18 protein-coding genes and 1 pseudogene are annotated in these 19,396 nt (G+C 51.3%); 4 read left to right on the top strand and 15 right to left on the bottom strand.

Annotated features, from left to right (window positions below; genetic code table 11):
- Nucleotides 1-66 precede the first annotated feature (66 nt).
- The 7 genes from BN54_RS07770 to BN54_RS07740 all read right to left on the bottom strand — a co-directional run bounded on the left by BN54_RS07770 (nucleotide 67) and on the right by BN54_RS07740 (nucleotide 6,409).
- Complete coding sequence (locus BN54_RS07770; protein ID WP_019206622.1) at nucleotides 67-480, bottom strand: AzlD domain-containing protein; 414 nt, start codon at nucleotides 478-480, stop codon at nucleotides 67-69.
- Complete coding sequence (locus tag BN54_RS07765) at nucleotides 480-1,274, bottom strand: AzlC family ABC transporter permease (RefSeq protein WP_081583837.1); 795 nt, start codon at nucleotides 1,272-1,274, stop codon at nucleotides 480-482. Before BN54_RS07765 ends, BN54_RS07770 begins: the two co-directional genes overlap by 1 nt.
- Nucleotides 1,275-1,465: 191 nt before the next feature.
- Complete coding sequence (locus tag BN54_RS07760; RefSeq protein WP_040470095.1) at nucleotides 1,466-2,608, bottom strand: sensor histidine kinase; 1,143 nt, start codon at nucleotides 2,606-2,608, stop codon at nucleotides 1,466-1,468.
- A gap of 23 nt (nucleotides 2,609-2,631) precedes the next feature.
- A complete protein-coding gene (gene croR / locus BN54_RS07755) occupies nucleotides 2,632-3,321 on the bottom strand; it encodes a response regulator transcription factor CroR (protein WP_019206619.1) in 690 nt (229 codons plus the stop codon).
- A gap of 793 nt (nucleotides 3,322-4,114) precedes the next feature.
- On the bottom strand, nucleotides 4,115-5,269 hold the full coding sequence (locus BN54_RS07750; protein WP_019206618.1) for an RNA-guided endonuclease InsQ/TnpB family protein: 1,155 nt from the start codon (nucleotides 5,267-5,269) through the stop codon (nucleotides 4,115-4,117).
- A 274-nt stretch (nucleotides 5,270-5,543) separates the two neighbouring features.
- Complete coding sequence (locus BN54_RS07745) at nucleotides 5,544-6,008, bottom strand: hypothetical protein (RefSeq protein ID WP_019206617.1); 465 nt, start codon at nucleotides 6,006-6,008, stop codon at nucleotides 5,544-5,546.
- A complete protein-coding gene (locus tag BN54_RS07740) occupies nucleotides 6,005-6,409 on the bottom strand; it encodes a hypothetical protein (RefSeq protein WP_019206616.1) in 405 nt (134 codons plus the stop codon). Before BN54_RS07740 ends, BN54_RS07745 begins: the two co-directional genes overlap by 4 nt.
- A gap of 104 nt (nucleotides 6,410-6,513) precedes the next feature.
- Here BN54_RS07740 and BN54_RS07735 point away from each other — a divergent pair, with 104 nt between their 5' ends.
- Nucleotides 6,514-6,966 (top strand): universal stress protein, encoded by a 453-nt coding sequence (locus BN54_RS07735; protein ID WP_019206615.1) that lies wholly within the window; start codon nucleotides 6,514-6,516, stop codon nucleotides 6,964-6,966.
- A gap of 59 nt (nucleotides 6,967-7,025) precedes the next feature.
- Here the strand turns inward: BN54_RS07735 and msrA are convergent, their stop codons facing one another.
- From msrA to BN54_RS07710, 5 genes are all read right to left on the bottom strand, one after another.
- A complete protein-coding gene (gene msrA, locus BN54_RS07730; protein WP_019206614.1) occupies nucleotides 7,026-7,550 on the bottom strand; it encodes a peptide-methionine (S)-S-oxide reductase MsrA in 525 nt (174 codons plus the stop codon).
- Between the two features lie 61 nt (nucleotides 7,551-7,611).
- Entirely contained in the window at nucleotides 7,612-8,466 is an 855-nt protein-coding gene (locus BN54_RS07725; protein WP_019206613.1) for a MetQ/NlpA family ABC transporter substrate-binding protein, read from the bottom strand.
- Nucleotides 8,467-8,819: 353 nt separating this feature from the next.
- The gene (locus tag BN54_RS07720) at nucleotides 8,820-9,431 is read right to left on the bottom strand and encodes an NAD(P)H-binding protein (RefSeq protein ID WP_019206612.1); all 612 of its coding nucleotides are present in this window, start codon (nucleotides 9,429-9,431) and stop codon (nucleotides 8,820-8,822) included.
- Nucleotides 9,432-9,580: 149 nt separating this feature from the next.
- Entirely contained in the window at nucleotides 9,581-11,974 is a 2,394-nt protein-coding gene (locus BN54_RS07715; RefSeq protein ID WP_019206611.1) for a phosphoketolase family protein, read from the bottom strand.
- A 318-nt stretch (nucleotides 11,975-12,292) separates the two neighbouring features.
- Nucleotides 12,293-13,702 carry a Na+/H+ antiporter NhaC family protein gene (locus BN54_RS07710; RefSeq protein ID WP_019206610.1) on the bottom strand — a complete coding sequence of 470 codons (1,410 nt, stop codon included), beginning with the start codon at nucleotides 13,700-13,702 and terminating at the stop codon, nucleotides 12,293-12,295.
- 533 nt (nucleotides 13,703-14,235) lie between these two features.
- Between BN54_RS07710 and BN54_RS10600 the strand changes: the two are divergent.
- From BN54_RS10600 to BN54_RS07695, 3 genes and pseudogenes are all read left to right on the top strand, one after another.
- Nucleotides 14,236-14,598, top strand: a pseudogene (locus tag BN54_RS10600) ((deoxy)nucleoside triphosphate pyrophosphohydrolase); the annotation flags it as partial.
- 60 nt (nucleotides 14,599-14,658) lie between these two features.
- Complete coding sequence (locus BN54_RS10595) at nucleotides 14,659-15,054, top strand: YbgC/FadM family acyl-CoA thioesterase (RefSeq protein ID WP_040470091.1); 396 nt, start codon at nucleotides 14,659-14,661, stop codon at nucleotides 15,052-15,054.
- Between the two features lie 79 nt (nucleotides 15,055-15,133).
- A complete protein-coding gene (locus BN54_RS07695; RefSeq protein WP_019206608.1) occupies nucleotides 15,134-16,318 on the top strand; it encodes a pyridoxal phosphate-dependent aminotransferase in 1,185 nt (394 codons plus the stop codon).
- A 67-nt stretch (nucleotides 16,319-16,385) separates the two neighbouring features.
- On the opposite strand, the gene BN54_RS07690 is transcribed toward BN54_RS07695, so the two are convergent.
- From BN54_RS07690 to BN54_RS07680, 3 genes are all read right to left on the bottom strand, one after another.
- On the bottom strand, nucleotides 16,386-17,540 hold the full coding sequence (locus tag BN54_RS07690) for an ArgE/DapE family deacylase (protein WP_019206607.1): 1,155 nt from the start codon (nucleotides 17,538-17,540) through the stop codon (nucleotides 16,386-16,388).
- Nucleotides 17,541-17,626: 86 nt separating this feature from the next.
- A complete protein-coding gene (locus tag BN54_RS07685) occupies nucleotides 17,627-18,328 on the bottom strand; it encodes a methionine ABC transporter permease (RefSeq protein WP_019206606.1) in 702 nt (233 codons plus the stop codon).
- Nucleotides 18,325-19,368 (bottom strand): methionine ABC transporter ATP-binding protein, encoded by a 1,044-nt coding sequence (locus BN54_RS07680; RefSeq protein ID WP_019206605.1) that lies wholly within the window; start codon nucleotides 19,366-19,368, stop codon nucleotides 18,325-18,327. The genes BN54_RS07685 and BN54_RS07680 overlap by 4 nt, the downstream gene beginning before the upstream one ends.
- Between the last annotated feature and the right edge of the window lie 28 nt (nucleotides 19,369-19,396).

Raw genomic sequence — 19,396 nt, 5'->3', positions numbered from 1 at the left:
TTAAAAAGCGGCTGACGAGCCTTCACCACGCTCGTCAGCCGCTTTTGCTGGTTCATTCATTAATTTTTAAAGCACAAAGGTTAACAACCAGACGGCCACCAAGCCGACCACCACCGATGACAGCATCGAGCGGGTAAAGTAGGCCACAATTGCCACTAAGACCGCCGCAATCAAATAGCTGGCATGGCCAAAGACCGTTACATTCGTCCCCAGGGCATTGACCTGATCAAAGAAGTACTGGTACTTACCGTCCAAAAAGAGGGCCTTGACCACCAGCGCCGTAAACAGGCTGACGGGCACGTACTTCATCCATTCATTAAACCACTCCGGAATCTTCCGGTTCGTAAAGAACCGCATGGGGAAATACCGGGGTAAAAAGGCGGCCACCGCGGCCACCACAATCACAATCAAATGGTAGACCGTATTATGATGGCTGGGGACAAGCGACGCCACCGCTAAATTAGTCACAAACGTATCCATTACTCTTCTCCACTATCATTTGCTGCTTCTACTTGGGCGGCCTGTTGGGCCTTTTTTTCACTCAACATTTGCCGATCCTCGACGGTATGCCGGGTCATCGCCGGCCTAAAGAGCCGCTTTAAGACCCACGCGTTCTTCGGATCCTTGCTGTGCTTGCGGACCCAATCTTCAATGGCAAACCCAATCAAAGAGGCAATCAAAGTGGCAATAATGATCCCCAGGGTGCTCTTGGTTAACGTTAAGAAGAACAAGGAGAGGGCCGTTGAGGTCAAGCAAATAATCAAACTCAAGTGACTCCGCATCTGCATCACGATCATGTAAATGAATAAGGCCGTTAACGCAAAATCAACGATTTCTAAATCAATCGTGACCGTACTGCCGATTAAGCCCCCAATCAGGTTCCCACTCGCCCAAGAAATCAGCGAATAGTGCTCCACCATTAACGCATCTTGGGGAGTCCACTTCTTATCGGTCGCAAACTTCAGATAGTTAACCGCGTAGTTTTCATCGTTCATTGACGCTGAAAACAAGAGGACAAACTTCTGGCTTGAGGACCGGAAGTACTTGGAAAGGCTGGACCCCAGCAAGGCATACCGCAATTCTAGGAAGAACAGGGTCATAAAAATCGTACTGATTGGGGCGTCAATTACCAACAACGAGGCCAGGATAAATTGGGCCCCACCAGAGAACACCATAATCGAGATTAAAAAGGTAAGGACAAAGTTCATCCCCGCCGCGTGCAGCAAAATCCCACACGCGACCCCGATTGGCAGGTAACTCAAACACAGGGGCATCGAGATCCCCAAGACCTCCAGCCACCGCTGGTTCCCTGGATTGAATTGATGTGCTTTCTGTTGCAAGAAGATATTCCTCCAAATTATGTTGAAGTCGTCAGATTGCGGTAACCTTTTTACCGCTCACCTTCTATGGTAACATATTTAATTTTCGGTGAATATCTTCAAACACAATTCGCGGCGAACTTTGCTCACACTTGCGCAGCAACGGCCGTTTGGTGCAACGGCAAAATGACCGTAAAGGTCGTCACCTGCGGTGTGGACGTCACTTCGACTTCCCCGTGGTGCAAGTCCACGATACTTTTGACGATCGCCAAGCCCAGGCCGGTCCCGCCAGTATCTTTGGAACGCGAGGATTCGACCCGGTAAAACCGCTCAAATAAATGCCCCAAGGACGCGGCCGGAATCTGGGTCCCATCATTGGCAACTTCGATCACTACTGACGCACCGACCTGACGGGCATCAATTTTGATATAACTGGCACCATTGCCGTACTTTAGGGCATTGGCGACCAGATTGCTAAAAACCCGGCCCAACTTTTCGGGATCCGCATCCACCAAGAGCGGGGTCGGCTGCGTTGCCGAGCTAACCTCAATCCCCCGCTTTTGTCCTTCCAACTCAAAGCTGGCACTGACTTGCTCCAACAACTGGGAAAGATCCACGGTCATCATATTCACCGGCGCCCCGTGTTGTTGCACCTTAGTGTATTCAAACAGGTCATCCACCAGGGTTTTCATTTGTTTGGCCTTCTCGTAGGCAATATGGGAATATTTAACGATGTCTTCTTCAGAATGGTACTGCTTATCTTCAATCAACCGCAAGTAGCCGATAATGGAGGTCAACGGCGTGCGTAAGTCGTGACTGACGTTGGTAATCAATTCATCCTTGGATTTTTCAATCTGGCGTTCATCATTCATCGACTGGACGGCACTGTCGACCAGGGCATTGACACTGGTGATTACGTGTTGCTCACTCCCCTTCAAGCGAAAAGGAATCCGGTGATCCAAGTGGCCTTGGGCAATGTAGTGCAACTCGGCAATGATGTGATCCATTTGGTATTGGTGATAGCGCCGCTTGAGTCGCCACCAGACAACCCAACCGTCTAACAGCATCAACAGGCCGATCACGATCCGCTGATAGGACCAAATTTGGGTATGGTAAGGCCCAAACCACAGTGACTGCTTAATGATAAAAATCCCACTGGCCAGCCCCGGATTTGACTGAATGACCCCCTGAATGATCCCAATTACCGCCACGTTAATCAAGATCAGGAGGGCCACCGTCACGACGCCTTCAAAAAAAAGCGCGCTTTTTTCGCGCCCCGTTAGTTTCAACATGGTCTTCCTTTCTGCCTAGGCTAGTGCGCCGCAACCTTATAGCCAACGCCCCAAACGGTTTCAATCACCTTTTCGCCCCCGGTTGCCGCTTCGATCTTATCCCGCAGATGGCTCACGTGAACCATCACCGTCTTGGCTGACACGACGCTTTCTTGTTGCCAGACCCGTTCGAAAATATCATCCGCCGAAAAAACGCGGTTGGGATGACTGGCCAGCAAATACAAGATGCCAAATTCTAGAGCCGTCAGTTGGATCAAGTCCCCCTTTAAAGTCTTGACTTCGTGGGAATCCTTGTTGATTTGCAGTGGCCCGACGTTTAACACGTCCGGCTGGTCGTTGGTGACCGTTCCTTCGCTCCGCCGCAACAACGACTTGACCCGCGCCATTACTTCGAGCGGATTAAACGGCTTGGTCACGTAGTCATCGGCCCCGGAAATCAGGCCTTGAATCTTATCCATGTCCGCGGTCTTAGCTGATAAGATCAACACCGGAATGGCTGAGTCCTTGCGTAATTGCTTGATTACTTCCATCCCGTCCATCTCCGGCATCATCAAGTCCAAGATCACCAAGCCAATGTCGGGCGTCGTATTAAGCTTGGTCAAAGCTTCTTTGCCATTGTAGGCTGCCACGGGTTCGTAGCCTTCATTTTTAACGTAGATTTCCAAAAGTTGCACAATTTCTTTGTCATCATCGACCACTAAAATCTTCATTTTTGGCCACCCCTTTACGAAAGTTCATATTTTTATTATACCCGCAATTCGGGGGAAAACGGTCCTTAGCCCGGAGCTTTAAACAAAACTAAAAAAGCACCCGCCCCAGCTGGTGCTGGTTTGGGTGCAGTGTCTTGATCAATTTTTGATCGCAGGGGTGAAACGTCGTCCACTACGTTTCACCCCGAGCCCCCTGCAATCCGGCAGGTTATGGGCCCCACGAGAGTTTTACCGCGAATGCGGGGTTGCCATTTGGGTGACAACCAAACCTCTCAGCTCATCGCAACGTTTAATTTAACATATTTTGGGCGCATGGTAAAGTTCTACGCCCGCAACTGGTACCAAATTCCCACCGCCAACAAGCCGGTCCCGCAAAAGAAACCCGCCTGCAACGTTTCACCTAAGACCAGCCAGCCGAGCAGTGCTCCGACCAGAAGATAATTTATTATCTGAGATGTTGTTACGCTGGCCCTATCTAGGTAAATTGTAGCTAGTAACTCATTTAGCGATGAGCTGATGGGTGAAGTCTACAAGCCCCCGAATTTTATTCAGGGGTAACTTGACAGAACGGTGCGTAAAACACTTTCTGCTATATAAAATGTAGAACAACATAGAAGAGTAACTCTTTTATGCTGTTAGAAAGAATATAGTTTTCCTTTCTTAGATTTTATTCATCATCGTTAAAACGCCAGTATTCCCGCTCACCCAACTTGAGGTCAACGACAGGGACTGACTAGAATGACATCCAGGGGAAGTTACTTCCCCAGAGCCAATAGCCCGGCTCCATTCCAACTTAAAGCAAAGCTAATAAATTAGCGACCGCATTTGCATCGCGGTCCAACGTCGCGCCGCACTGATAACAGATATATTCATCATGCTTCGTGTGATACTTGTGATTACCAGCTAAGGTGACCTTATCATCACCTTGCTTGATATGGCCACAAACGGAACAGCGTTGGGTACTCGGGTAGAAACGATCCGCTACAAGCAAGGCTTTCCCGTACCAAGCACATTTGTAGGTCAGAACCTGGCGAAAATACCCAAACAGCGACCGATGTAAGCCTTTCGAAGCAACGTGACTCATTTGCATCTTTTTAACCGCTAAGTCCTCAATCACGATCTGATCGTAATTGCTGACCAATTGGGTCGTGAATTTTTGCATCAAGTCGTGCTGGACATTTGCCACCCGGCGGTAATCACGCTGCAACTTGGCTCTCATTTTGGCGTAATTTTTGCTTTGGATGGCTTGTTTGCCGTTGACCTTGCGCTTGCGAGCTAATTGACGTTGGTAATGCTTGATTCGCTTGTAGATTTTTTGCAAGTGACCAGGCAAGGTATTAATCCGACCAGCGGTGTAATCAAAATGGCCAACATTAACATCAACCGCTGTCTTGACCCCGGTTTTCGTTTTTTCCGGCACCATAACTTCAAAGGGCAGACTCGCCCAGTACTGACCGTTTTCCCGGTAAATCGAAACCACCTTTAACTCACCAGTCAAATTGCGGGCCCCTTTGAATTTGATATCAAACCACGGCGTCTTAACACCGAGCGGTTTGTCGAGCCGTAAGCGACCATTGACCAGCTTGGCCCGGTCGGTCTTAAAGCCCTGGCGGGGGGCTTTTTTCGACTTGAAGTGCGGCTTGCCCCAATCCGGTTGGGCCCGGTCAAAAAAGTTCTGCCACGCTTTACCCAGATCAGAAATCGCCAACTGCAGACACCGCGCCGACAGTTGATACTGCCAGTCGGCCTTATTAGCAACCAATTCATCCCGAACCTTGCGTTCGTTGGGCCGCTGCTTCTTATCAGCAAGAATCACTGAAGCATCATACATGTCATTCCAAAGGGCCAGCCCTTGATTCCAACAGTAGCGCCGGTAATCGCATAAATCATCGAGCACCTTTTTCATCGTTTGGTTTGGATATAACTTCACCTTTTGCGTGCGCAACATCACCGTCCCCACCTCTCAAACAGCCAACTTAGATACGTGTGAGCGATAAAGATCTAACAAAACGATCAAGAAATCGCATTGTTAACGCTTTAATCATCTCACTGTTCATTTTGTTTAGCAAGTTTTTCGCTGGCATGACGATGATAAATTTCTGTTAGCTAGTCCCCGAATACTCATGCCACATTTTGTCTTTCTCATAGACATTCGGGAAGGTTATTCAACATTATTCGACATTTTTATTAACAGTTATCTCCTCCCCACCTTTCGCTTAAAATTATTCCGCCGTGCGATTTTCCATCGTTTGCGCTAATTGCGCGGCGACCCACTCTTGCAAGCCCTTCACCAAAGTTGCCGGACTGGCGGTCGCTAATTGCGCCTCATCCGCCAATACATCAATTCGCAGACCGGACTTATTCAGCTCGTCGCCTTCCGCGACCATGTATAAGTTGACGCCGTAGGTGGGCTCGTTTTCCAACAGCTTGCCATCCAAGCGGGCGGCATCCTTAACCGGCACGTTGATCAGATTCATTTCTAAGCGAATGCTGACCGGCGTCCCCTTGCGCAAGCGCACGATCCACTCGTACTGGCCTAAGTAGCCACTGTTGAGCTGGTCCAAAACAAAACTCAGCCCCCGCTTTAAAGTCGCAGGCTGTTGGACTTTGGCGCCCGTGGTGGCTTCCTGTTGACTTTGCAGATGGGTTTCTAGTTGTGCTAAATATTGATCCTTCGTTAACTTCATTTCAATCGTTCCTTTAATTTCCGCGCGGTATAATTCTTGCGTTGGATAATCCCGTACCAAACACCAGCCAAGCTAGCTAAAAAGCCGCCGATCGCTATCAATTGGATCGCCAGGCCCCCCGGGCTCAAGCGGTCAGTGACCTGGCTGAAACCGCCAAAATTGGCCAAGGCACACAGCAACATGCCGACAATCGTAACGTAGCCATCAAAGCGCCAGTCGGCCAGGGCCAAGCCAATAATGAGCCCCACCAAAACCACCATAAAGGCGATCCGTCCCCAGACGGTCCCACTGGTTAAACTCACCCCGACCTGGTGGTACATAAACAGCTCAACGATGATCGTGGCCAGCCCCGCCAGCGTCGCCGCACCGATCACCTTCAGCGTATTTTCGTTTGTCTTCACTTTTCTCCGTCCTTTATTTTCGTTTTTTTCTCATTCTACTAGACTCACCGCCGAATGTACAATTTTGCTATAATAAAGGTAGCAAAACAGGGGAGGAAATTATCATGCTCAGTAATTCCTACAAACGAATCTTAGTCCCAATTGACGGCTCTAAAGCGACCCCCAAGGTCATGGAGACCGCGATTCAAGTCGCCCGGTTAAATGATGCCCACCTTGATATTTTAAATGTCGCCCAGGTCAACCAACTGGCGGATGGTTACGCCGATATTCTCGCGTTAAGTGAAGACCAAACCTTTGATTTGGTCCAATTGGTCACGGCCCGCCTGCGCGATTTAAAGGAAGAAGCCTTACAAGCCGGCGTAAAGTCCGTGGACATTCACGTCCGTTTTGGTAATCCCAAGCAAGTCATTGCCAAAGACTTCCCCTTGGATCACCAACCCGACTTAATCGTCATGGGGCGGACCGGTTTGACCGCCTTGGAACGGGTCCTTGTCGGCTCGGTTACCGCCTATGTGCAACGCTTTGCTCCGTGCGATGTCTTAACCGTCCGCATTTAACGCAACAAAAAACAGTGACGTCCGGGCGTCACTGTTTTTTTGTTGCTTATTTAGCTTGATCATTGCCCCCAGTGCTGGGCGATGAATTGGGCCCGGCCACCAGCTTCTTCTAAGGCGAAGCGTTCCGGATTCTTCTTATAAAAGTCCTGGTGATAATCTTCGGCCACATAAAACGGTTGAGCGTCTTCAATTTGGGTAACGATGGGATCATCACCAAACTCGCCGCTGGCCTGTAAGGCCGCCTTGGAAGCTTGGGCAATCCGCCGTTGCTCTTCGTCCTTGACAAAAATCACCGGCCGGTAATTATCCCCCCGGTCTTGAAATTGGCCGCTGGCATCGGTCGGGTCCGTTTGGTGCCAGTAAATTTCGACTAATTCCTGGTAGGAAACTTGGGCGGGATCAAAGGTAATCCGCACCGCTTCGGTATGACCAGTCGTGCCGGTGCAAACTTCTTCATAGGTTGGGTTGGGCACGTGACCGCCCGTATAACCAGATTCAACCTTTTCAATCCCGGGATAGGTATCGAAGGGTTGGACCATGCACCAAAAACAACCACCCGCAAAAATCGCCGTTTCTAAACTCATCTTGATAACCTGCCTTTCAAATTAGCATTGCTTAAAAAATTGTTGCTCCCGCTAAAAACCCTTAGTTGCGCCCAAACTTTGGCCACGCCGCCACTTGGTAGCCGTGGTAAGTTTTTTCGATTGCTCGCTTGGTTGCCTCCGTTTGGTAGGCTTTGACAATCTTTTGGTAGACCGGGTTATCCTGGTCCTTTTCTCGCACCGCAATAATGTTAACGTACGGTTTGGTTGACTTGTTCACCGGTTCCAAGTAAATGGCCTGCTGCTTAGGATTCAACTTAGCGGCTTCCGCGTAATTCCCGTTAATGATCGACGCATCGACCGATTTCAAAGCCCGCGCCGCCGTGGCCGGATCGACTTCCTTAAACTTCAGGTGCTTAGGGTTGCTGGTAATGTCATTTAACGAGGGCTTGATCCCCGCGTCACCCTTCACCTTCAAGAGACCCGCCGACTGTAGTAAGTTTAAGCCCCGGCCGAGGGTCGTCGGTTCATTAGGAATCGCAATCGTCGCCCCATCAGGCAAGGCAGCCAAGGAGTGGTACTTCAATGAGTACAGGCCCAATGGGGAAATGACGGTATTGCCAATCGCCTTTAAGTGGGCGTTTTCCTTCTTGTTGTACGCCTCAAAGTAGTACCGCGTCAAACACGAGTGCATGTCAATCTGGCCATCCTTTAAGGCAACGTCTGGTTGAACATAGTCGTTAAAGGTCACGTATTCCAACTTAATGCCTTGTTTGGCCAAGCGGTGCTTCACATTGTTCCAGACTGGTTCCGAATCAGTTCCCACCAAGCCCAATTTAACCGTTGTCGTTTTCGGGGTCGTCGCCTGGTGATAGAAATAAGCCCCGAGCCCCCCAAGGATGACAATCAAGGCAATGATTAAGGCCCACAATCGCCGTTGTCGTTTTTTCCTGCGCATCTAAAGTTCCTCCTTATTCAGTAACGATGCCACCAAGCAAAAAAGCGCCCCTAGAAATACTAATGTACTTCTAGGGACGCTGCCGCGTGTTACCACCCAATTTCAGCCCGCCTGGGCCCTCTTTCCCTGCTCAAACTTACAGGGTGACCTGGTATCGGTAGTCACACCGGCTTGGGCTCACCACTTGCTCACCCGTACTTGATTGGTCGAGACCATCTTCACCCGGCCTCCTTGACTGACTTCCACCATCCGTCAGCTCGCTGCGCAACTCAACCGGGATACTCATCTCTCATCGTTCTCTCATTTAATTGCCTTTAATCTTACAAAAAGTCAGTGTTCTTGTCAAGCCTTTCTCATCTTTTTATCAGCGGCGTATGGATCCCGAAATTGGCATTGTGGCCAAACTCTGGTTCCGTGACCAAGCGCCGGACTAGATCGGCCACGCTGGCCATGGAAACATGATGACCGCCAACGGCTTCCCCCTTGCGCGTTAATTCATACGCCACGGGTCCTTGGGTAAACCACCCTGGTCGAATGATCGTGTAAATGACGCCAGTCGCCCGTTCAATCAAATCAGCCGCCGCCCGGTACGGCGCCAACGCAGCATTTTGCCGCAGATTGGCTGCGGCATCGTCCGCCACCTCATCATAAATCCCCATCGCCGCAATAAAAATCACCCGCGTCACCCCGGCCTTTTGCATCGCCGACAAAATGGCTTGGACATAAGCGGGTAAATCACCCCGCAACGCTACGAAGACAAAGTCTTGGCCCGCCATGGCCTGGCTTAATTGCGCCTCATCCAAGACGTCGCCCTTAACCAAAGTGACCCGGTCTTTTTCGACGACCCGCCACCGGTCAACGTGGCGCGAAAACAAGGTTAAGTGCGCGGTCGTCCGCCCCAAGAGCGTCTGCGTCACCACGCGCCCCAAATTACCCGTTGCCCCAATAATCAACCCCTTTTTCATTTTTTCGCCTCCTTGATCCGCTAAATGATTGATTAGATTGTACTCATTTTTGTCTCAGAAGACAATGATTTTGATTGCAAAAAAGGGAATGGCGACATCCATCACCATTCCCTTTTTCATTTAATTTATGACGCGTTTGTCAGTAGTTATTACTTAAGACCCTTCCAAGTCCAGTCCTTAACTTCAGGCATGTCATCGCCGTAAGTCCGGATGTAGTGGTTGTGCTTAGCCACCATGTCATCCATCTTTTGGGCGAAGGCCGCACCCTTTTGTTCGTAACCAGCCACGCTCAAGATTGCATCCTTAGCCAGGTGGTAACGGTCAAGTTCGTTCAATACCCGCATGTCGAATGGAGTCGTGATGTCCCCGTTTTCGATGTAGCTGTGGATGTGAACGTTGCGGTTGTGACGTGGGAAGAAGAGGCTTTGAACCATGTCACGGAAGCCGTGCCATGCAAAGACAACTGGCTTGTCAGCCGTGAAGTAACGGTCGAAGTCAGCGTCAGACATCCCTTCAGGGTTCTTGTCTAACGTCATCAACTTCATTACGTCAACCACGTTGATTACCCGGATCTTCAGTTCTGGGAAGGCGTCGTGCAGCAGTTCAACTGCAGCGAAGACTTCTTCAGTAGGTTCCGTACCAGAAGCAGCAAAGACAACATCTGGTTCTTCACCTTGGTCCGTAGATGCCCAATCAACGTAGCCCAGCCCGTTAGCAACCAATTCAGTAGCTTCGTCAATGGAGAACCATTGTTGACGTGGGTGCTTGGAAGTAACCAGCACGTTGATCTTTTCCTTTTCACGGAAGATCTTGTCAGATACAGCCAACAGGGTGTTGGTGTCAGCTGGCAAGTATTCACCGATCATGTCTGGACGTTCCTTTTCGTAAAGGTGCGTCAACAGACCTGGATCTTGGTGCGTGTAACCGTTGTGGTCTTGTTGGAAGACCGTGGAAGTATCAACGAACGTCAAGGCTGGGTAATCGTTACGCCAGTATTGTTCCTTAGCCTTGCGCATCCACTTCATGTGTTGCGTCAGCATGGAGTCAACTACCCGACCGAAGGATTCGTAAGTAGCAAAGTAACCGTGACGACCAGTCAGGGTGTAACCTTCCAAGAACCCTTCTGCTTGGTGTTCAGACAATTGTGAGTCGATGATCCGACCGTTTACGGCGAGGTCTTCGTCGTTTGGTTCGTGAACATCGGCCGTCCAAGTCCGCTTGGAACCATCCAAGGCAGCGTAAAGCCGGTTGGACTTGGATTCGTCAGGACCGAACCCACGGAAGTTGTTCGGGTTCAGTTCCATCATCTTAGCGATGTACTTACCCCATTCGATCATGTCTTGGTGCATGTTCCCATCGCGTACTTCAACGGCGAAGTCACGGTAGTTTGGCATGCGCAGGGCCTTTTGGTTTGCCCCACCGTTGGTTTCAGGGTTGATAGCCATCCGTAATTCAGCAGCTGGCACGTTAGCCCGTACGGCGTCAACTGGGTAACCAGTTTCGTCGAAGAGTTCTTCTGGCTTGTAGGACTTCATCCAGTCAACCAACATGTCCTTGTGTTCCATTGCGTCTTGGGCAACCGGAATTGGAATTTGGTGAGCACGGAAGGAGTTTTCGATTGGGTTACCATCCAAGTCCTTAGTTGGGCCAGTCCAGCCCTTTGGTACCCGGAAGATGATAACTGGCCATTGAGCCATTGAACCATCGTTGTCTTCGCGAGCCTTCTTTTGGATTGCTTGGATTTCTTCGATCGCTTCGTCCATGACCTTAGCCATTTCCGCGTGAACTTCCATGTGGTCCTTCAATGCGTCGAAGTCGCCGCCCTTGTATGCAGATACAAAGTATGGCTTCCAGCCTAACCCTTCGAAGTACTTCGTAACTTCTTCGTCGCTCATCCGGGCGATCATCGTTGGGTTAGAAATCTTGAACCCGTTAACTTGCAGGATTGGCAATACCGCCCCGTCAGTAACTGGGTTGATGAACCGGTTAGAGAACCATGAAGCAGCCAGTGGGCCAGTTTCGAATTCCCCGTCCCCGATTTCAACAGCAGCGATTTGGTCTGGGTTGTCTAAGATCGCACCCACCCCGTGTGAGAGGGCGTAACCCAGTTCCCCACCTTCGTGCAGTGAACCTGGCGTTTCAGGTGCCGCGTGAGAAGCAGTCCCACCTGGGAAGGAGAAGTGCTTGAACAGCTTAGCCATCCCGGCTTCGTCTTGGGTAATTTCTGGGTAGATTTCCGTGTAGGAACCGTCAAGGTATGAGTTGTTAACCATCACTTGACCACCGTGACCGGAACCTTCGATGTAGAACATCTTAACGCCGTACTTCTTGATAACCCGGTTCAAGTGAGCGTAGATGAAGTTTTGTGGAACAATCGTCCCCCAGTGACCAATTGGCTTTGGCTTAACGTCTTCTGCCTTCAAGTCCCGACGCAACAGTGGGTTGTTCATCAGGAACAGCGTACCTACTGAAAGGTAGTTAGCAGCACGCCAGTAAGCATCAACATTTTCCAAGTATGCCTTGGAATCGTAATCTACTGCCATTAAATTTACACTCCTTTTTAAGTAAAGAAATAACTACGTGTTTGACTTAATATAACGCATCGTAAATCGGAATCAATTTACGATTATCATGATAAAGCATTTTGCGAAAAAGTCAACCTTTTTGAAAATTGATACGGTCCAATTTGGTTAACGCTTAGCAAATTACTGGTAAATCAAGCTTTATCCTCCCTACCAATTATTGATTTTACCCAAAGAAAACGTTTTCTAAAAATGATCTGCTCAGAATTTTTGCAAAATTTAATTTTGCATCCACCAAAAAGAGCGGCCCCGACCAGACCGCTCATCCTCATCCGAAACTTAATTAAAGACCAATTCATCCCGGCTCGTGGCCTGCGAGGCCCGGGTCGAAAAACCAGCAATGATACACGAGATCGTGACCAAGGTCGGGAAGACGGCAAAGGGAATGTAGGCCAGGGTGGAGACCTGCAAGGTCGTGGCAATAAAGACCCCGGACACACTCCACGGTACGATCGCATTAACGGCCGCCCCCGCATCGTTTAGAATCCGGGTCATGCACTGGCGCGGCAAGTGGTGGTGATCAAAGAATTCTTTAAATGATTCCCCGGGTAAGATAATCGCCAGGTAGTGTTCACCCACCAGTAGGTTGACCCCAATTGCCGTCAAGGCCGTGGCCACCGTTAAGCCGCCAGCCCCCTTGACGATTTGTTCCACCTTTTCAATAATGACCCGGATGATCTTAAATTCGATCAGCAAACCGCCCAAGGTCAAGGCAAAGATGATCAAGGCTTCCGACGTCAGCATACTGCTGATGCCCCCTTTCGACAGCAAAGCATTAATGACCTTGTTGGGGGTGTGAGCCACGTAGCCATTCATAATCAAGGCGCTGATTTGATTGATCGTCAGCGTGGGATGGTGCATCCAGCCCAAGGCGGTAGCAAACAAGGCCCCCAACCCCAACGACGGCAAGGCCGGGACCTTGAAAAAGGCCAGGCCGACTAATAACAAGACCGGCAGCAGGGTCACCGGCGAAATCCAAAAGCCGGCTTTTAATCCCGCCATCATCTTTTCAATCGCCACCAAACTGGCCGACCGCGTATTCAATCCCATAATCGTAAAGAAGACTAACGACAAAAACCACGCTGGCAAGTCCGTCCACAGCAGGGCTTTAATGTGCTTGTAGATGTCAATTTGGCCCGTAGACGCCGCCAGATTCGTGGTACTGGACAAAGGCGAAATATTGGCCCCACAAAAGGCCCCCGAGACAATCGCCCCGGCCGTCAGTCCGGGATTGATATGCAAAGTTGCCCCAATCCCGATGAAGGCAATCCCCATCGTGGAGACACTGGTAAATGAGCTCCCGCAGGCAATTGCCACCAGGGTACAAACCAGAAAGACCGTGGGTAAAAAGAACTTGACCGAGATCAATTGAAAGCCAACGTACATGATAGTCGGAATCGTCCCCGAAAAAATCCAGGTCGCAATCAAGACCCCAATCGTTAGGAAAATTACTAACGGGTCGACCCCAGCCCGCAGCCCCGTCCGGACCCCAGCCATAATCGTATTCCAACTAAAGCCCCGCAAGCGACCGTAAACCATTAACAACACAAAGGCGATCAATAATGGCGCTTGGGGTTCTTGGTGTTCGATGATGATTAAAAAGCCCAACAAGCCTAAAATTCCTGCCAAGACCAGTAAACTTTCCCATAAGCTAAAGACCGGTTCCGACCGGCGAATTGATTTTTTCATTGTTTATCTCCTCTTTGGTAACGTGCGTGATCAAACTTTGCCCCGCGGCAGAATAAGGATCCGTCCCACAATAACCAAAGCGACCGTACCAATTTAACCGCATTTTTCTTCCCCCTCAAAACAAAAAGCCCGCGCCTGATAATTCAGACGCGGGACGAAATGATTCCGTGGTACCACCCAGCTTCATGCGTGTATGCACCTCTTGGCCGTATCGGAGGCCAGCGTGATTCATTTTGGGTTTGGAGTGTAATTCGCAACCACGCTGTGGGTCAGCTTCCAGCTTTGCTGACTCTCTGGGCCAGGGAACGCGCTTGCTACTGGGGTTCCAGTGAATCATTAGAAAGGTTTAATTAAGTTGTGGTTATTAAACCATGATTCCCGCTCTTCGTCAACTAATTAATTAGAAATTTTTAATTTTATGATTCATGACCCACGGCTCAACCTGACTAAGGGATTACGCCGCCCCAGCACCGTTAACATCCCCCACCCTTTCTGCTATCATTAAAGAAAATTGAGAAAAGAAGGGATACCTGATGAAACAAATCCACGTTGCGGCCGCGGTGATCGTCAATCACGGGCAAATCTTAGCCGGTCAACGCGCCAGCGGCCGCCTTGGCGAAGGGGCGTGGGAATTCCCCGGCGGCAAAATCCATCCCGGTGAAGATCCCCGGGAAACCTTACAACGCGAAATTAAAGAGGAACTCGGGGTCGCGGCCGTAATTGGCGAACGGGTCCTGCCCACCATTGTCCATCCCTACCCTTGGGGGGAAGTCCACCTGCAAGTCTTCTACGCCCGCTTGCGGCAAACCACTTTGACGCCCAACGCACACGATCAGTTCAAGTGGGGAACGCCCCAAGCGTTGGCCGATTTGGCTTGGTTGCCGGCGGCGCGTCCCGTGCTGGCCGCGTTGGCCAAGGTTGACCTCAGCCAATTAACCATCGATGACCCCGCGCAATTGTACACCCACACCGTCGAATACTACGAGACCGATCGGATGGGGATTACCCACCACTCTAATTACGTCCGGTGGATGGAAGCAGCCCGCACCCGCTTTTTGGCTGCCATCGGCTGGGACTACCGCCAATTTGAAGCGCGGGGCATCATTTCGCCCGTCGTGGCGGTCAACTGCCGCTATAAACACCCCACCACGTTTGGGGATCAAGTTGATATTCGCCTCCAAGTCAAACAACTGGACCGGATTCGTTTGACCCTCAGTTACCAGATGACCTGCCAGGGGCAAATTGTCTGCCTAGGCGAATCGGAACATTGCTTCACCAAAGATCAACAGCTGTTGCGGCTTGATCGCGATTTAACTGATTTCGCGGCCGCACTGCGCCAGTATCAAGCCTAACCAGTCAGAAAACGTGGTACAATATTCATAGCTTCTGCCGCCATTGTTCGGCAAATCAACCAAAAAGTGAGGAACGATCATGAAATTATCCCACCGGGTCTTAAACATTACCCCGCCAGCAACCCTGGCGCTGTCCGCTAAGGCCAAGGAAATGCAAGCCGCGGGCATTGACGTCTTGAACTTAACGATCGGGGAGCCCGACTTTAATACCCCCACCCATATCCGCCAAGCCACCATTAAGGCGATCGAAGCTGGCCAGGCTGATTCTTACACGGCCGCCACGGGGATCTTACCGTTGCGCCAAGCCGTGGCCGAATTCACCAACCACCAGCACCACACGGCTTTCTCTGCTGCCAACGTAGTGGTAACCACCGGTGGTAAATTCGCCCTTTACGCGCTCAGCCAAGCCCTCTTAGAAGCTGGCGATGAAGTCTTAATTCCCGTCCCCGGCTGGGTCAGTTACAGTGAACAAGTTAAGTTAGCCGGCGGCCAGCCCGTCTTAGTGCAGCCCGCCCCGGGCCAGCTAAAGGTCACCCCCGCCGAATTAGATGCCGCTTGGACCCCCAAGAGCAAGATCTTAATCTTAAATTCCCCGACCAATCCAACCGGTGAAGTTTACACCAAGGCCGAACTGCAAGCCATCGGGGATTGGGCCGTGGCTAAAGACTTGATGATCATCGCTGACGATATGTACGGGGCGCTGGTTTACAACGGCACCCAATTTACGTCCCTCTTAGACTTAAGCCCAGCGATTCAGACGCACACCATCCTGGTCAGTGGCCTGTCGAAGGCCTATGCGATGACTGGTTGGCGCGTTGGCTATGTCGTCGCCAGCGAAGAGTTGATCAAGCCGCTGGCCGCCTTCATTGGTCAGGCCACGTCCAACTTAACGGCGGCCAGCCAGTATGCCGCGTTAGCCGCCTTAACTGGCGATCAAGCCTGTGTGGAAGAAATGCGGGTCACCTACGAAGAGCGGCTCAATACCATCCAACCCCTGGTCGAAGCCATCCCGGGCTTCCACTTGGAAAGCCAACCGGCCGGTGCCTTTTACCTCTTCCCGAACGTTGCTGAGGCCGTTGCAGCGACTGGCTTTGCCACGACCGATGCCTTCGTCGCCGCCCTGTTGACCGAAGCTCACGTCGCCCTCGTTCCGGGGAGCGCCTTTGGCATGGATGGTCACGTCCGCTTAAGTTATGGGACCGATTTGGCCACTTTAAAGGAAGCCATCCACCGGATTCACGAATTTGTCGTCAGTCACCAATAATTTTCCGGAATTAACAAAACGCCCCTGCCCGCGCTGGCTATTACACCGGCGAAGGCAGGGGCGAATTTTATGCGTTGGCAAAGTTGGTAATCAACGTCTTGTAGGCCTCAATCACCGCCAAATACGATGAGATCGTCGTCCACTCGTTTACCTGGTGGGAACACTCCCACGCATCTGGCCCGAGGACCACCACCGGTAAGTCTGGGTTTACCTTGGCAAAGACGCTGGCGTCCGTGGCGCCATTGATCGTTTCTAGCGTCGGCACCGGGCGCCCCGGCAAGGTGGCAAAGGCCTGCTTGGCCGCCGTCAAAGCTAACTGGGCAAAGGCTCCCGTTGGCGCTGAGGCCACCGGATAGAAATCGTGGAGCACTTCAAGTTCCAAACTGATCCCTGGCGTTGCCGCATCCAATTGCGCTGCTAAGCGTTGCAAGCGTTCAATCACCACCTGATTAGGCACCGCCTTGGTCGGGCGCACGTTGCCCAATAACTCAGCGGTCGCGGGAATCGAATTCACCTGCTCGCCCCCCTTGATGACCGTCACGCTGTGCTTAACTGGGCCGAGTAAGGGATCAACCGCGGCCTCATCAAAGAGGTGTTGTTCCTTGGCAAAGAAGCTGACCAACGGGGCCAGGGCATTAATGCCCCGTTCCGGCGTCGAGGAGTGGGCCGCCTTCCCCTGGCTGGTCAAGCGGTAATTGATACTCCCAGCGTGTGCATAGACAACGTTGCCACTGGTCCCTTCCCCCACCAGCAAGGCCGCTAAATCGGTCGCTTGTCCTTGCGCCGCTAAGCGGTTGGCTCCGGGGGTCCCAAACTCCTCGCCGGCCGTCGCTAAAAAGCGGACATGGCCTGGAAAGGCGCCGGCTTGGGCTAATTCAATCAGCGCGATCGCTTGCGCCGCCAAGCCACTCTTCATATCAGCCGCGCCCCGGGCGTACACTTTATCGCCAATGACCGTCGCCCCAAAGGGCGGGTGGTGCCAAGCAGCTTCATCACCGACCGCCACGGTATCCATGTGTCCGGTTACCCCCAGCACCCGGTCGCCACTGCCGACTTCCAAAATCAGGTTCGCCCGTTGGTTGCCAAATTCATCCACCGTGGCCGTAAGCCCGTATTGGGCAAATAAGTCCTGTAAGTAGCGAGCAACCGCGACTTCATTGCCATTCACGGAATTGATCTGCAAGAGCTCCTTTAAAATTTGTAGTTTGGTAGTTTTATCCATCCTAAACGCCCCTTCCCAATATGCAGAAAGGAGGCGGCGTGCAGCTTGTGCACCCCAGCCCCTTTAAAATCATCAAGCATTAACCCTTAACGGACTTGGTGGTTCAACTTCTTGGCCAGCCAGTCCCCGACTAATTGCACAATCAGGACCAAAATCAGTACCAAGAAGGTCGCCACGACCGTCACATCATTGTTAAACCGGTTGTAACCATAGGCAATGGCGGTGTTCCCCAAGCCACCAGCACCAATCGCACCGGCCATCGCCGTTAAACCAATCAGGCTGATCAAGGTCACCGTGGAGACCCGGACCAATTCGGAACGGGCTTCACTCAGGTAAACATCAAAGATGATATCCCAGTTGGTCGAACCCAAGGCTTGGGCGGCTTCAACCTTCCCGCGGTCGACACTTTCCAGGGCTACTTCGACCTGGCGGGCAAAGAAGGGAAAGACCCCCAATGACAGGGGCACTAACGCCGCCGTGGTCCCAATCTGCGTCCCGACCACCAACTGGGTAAAGGGCGCGATGAAGGCCAAGAGGATAATGAAGGGAATTGCCCGGAAGAAGGAAACAATCTTGTCGCACAGGTTAAACCAGGCCCGGTTGGCTAAGATCCCACCGTCCTTGGTTAATACCAAAGCCAAACCAAAGATCAACCCTAACAGTCCGCCAATTACGGCTGGCCAAAAGGTCATGAAGATGGTTTGAAAAAGTGCCGTCCCCCAGCCACTGTCACCGGTCCAGCCTAAGTTGGCCACGTTCGGCAGGTACTTTGAAATCAATTCACTCATGCTAAGATCCCCCCATCAACTTTGGTTACTTCGACCTGGTAGCTCTTCAAAAGGCTTTCCACTTGGGCTTGTTGCTGCTCGTCTCCCGTGACCAGGATGAACATGGTCCCAACTGGTTCGTCACCCAAGACTTCAATGTTTCCGTAAAGCATGGAAACATCAACGCCCACTTGCTTGTAGAGCTCTAAGATCACCGACTTCGTCACCGTTTGAGCACTGAAAACGACTTGGTATAATTGTTCATTCTCACCTAGCGTCCCTAGATTAAAGGCCTTTAAGGTTTCGGCCGCGGCCAACGAGCCCCCAACAAACTGCCGGGTTAATTCCGCCTTCGGCCGCAGGTAAACGTCGCGCAGTTTGCCTTGTTCAACGACTTGACCGTGCTGCATGACCGCAATTTTATTCGCAATCTTTTTGACCGCGTCCATTTCGTGGGTAATCAAAACAATCGTTAAGCCCAGCTCCTTGTTCAAACGCTTTAACAAGTCCAAAATTTGGTTGGTATTTTGGGGATCCAGCGCGGAGGTCGCTTCATCGGAGATCAAGATTTCTGGATCATTCGCTAACGCCCGGGCGATCGCCACCCGTTGTTGCTCCCCACCGGAGAGTTGGACCGGATAGTTTTCGGCCTTGGCTTTCAAACCGACGAGATCCAATAATTCGTAGCATTTGGCTTCAATCGCATCGTCATCTAAATCGCTGTGTTTGAGCGCAAAGGCCACGTTGTCAATCACCGTTGCTTCATTTAACAGGTTGAAGTGCTGGAAAATCATCCCGATATTCCGGCGCTTTTCCTGAAGTTCTTTACTGGTCACTTGGGCCTGGCCGTCTTTAAAGAGGGTCGTCCCCGCGACTTCAATCGTCCCCGCGGTGGGTAACTGCAGGAGGTTGATGGTCCGCACCAAAGTGGATTTCCCCGCCCCGGAATAACCAACGACCCCATAGACATCGCCCTTTTCGACTTTGATGGTCACGTCGGAGACCGCGTGAAGATCGCCAAAGGTTACTGAGACGTGATCCAAATCAATGATGTATGCCATAAACGTTCCTCCCTTGCCGTGTTGCGTC

Source organism: Limosilactobacillus ingluviei str. Autruche 4, from assembly GCF_000312405.1.
GTDB classification, from domain to species: Bacteria; Bacillota; Bacilli; order Lactobacillales; family Lactobacillaceae; genus Limosilactobacillus; species Limosilactobacillus ingluviei.
The sequence above is the reverse complement of the archived record's forward strand: the minus strand, read 5'-3'. Positions and strand labels throughout refer to the sequence as shown.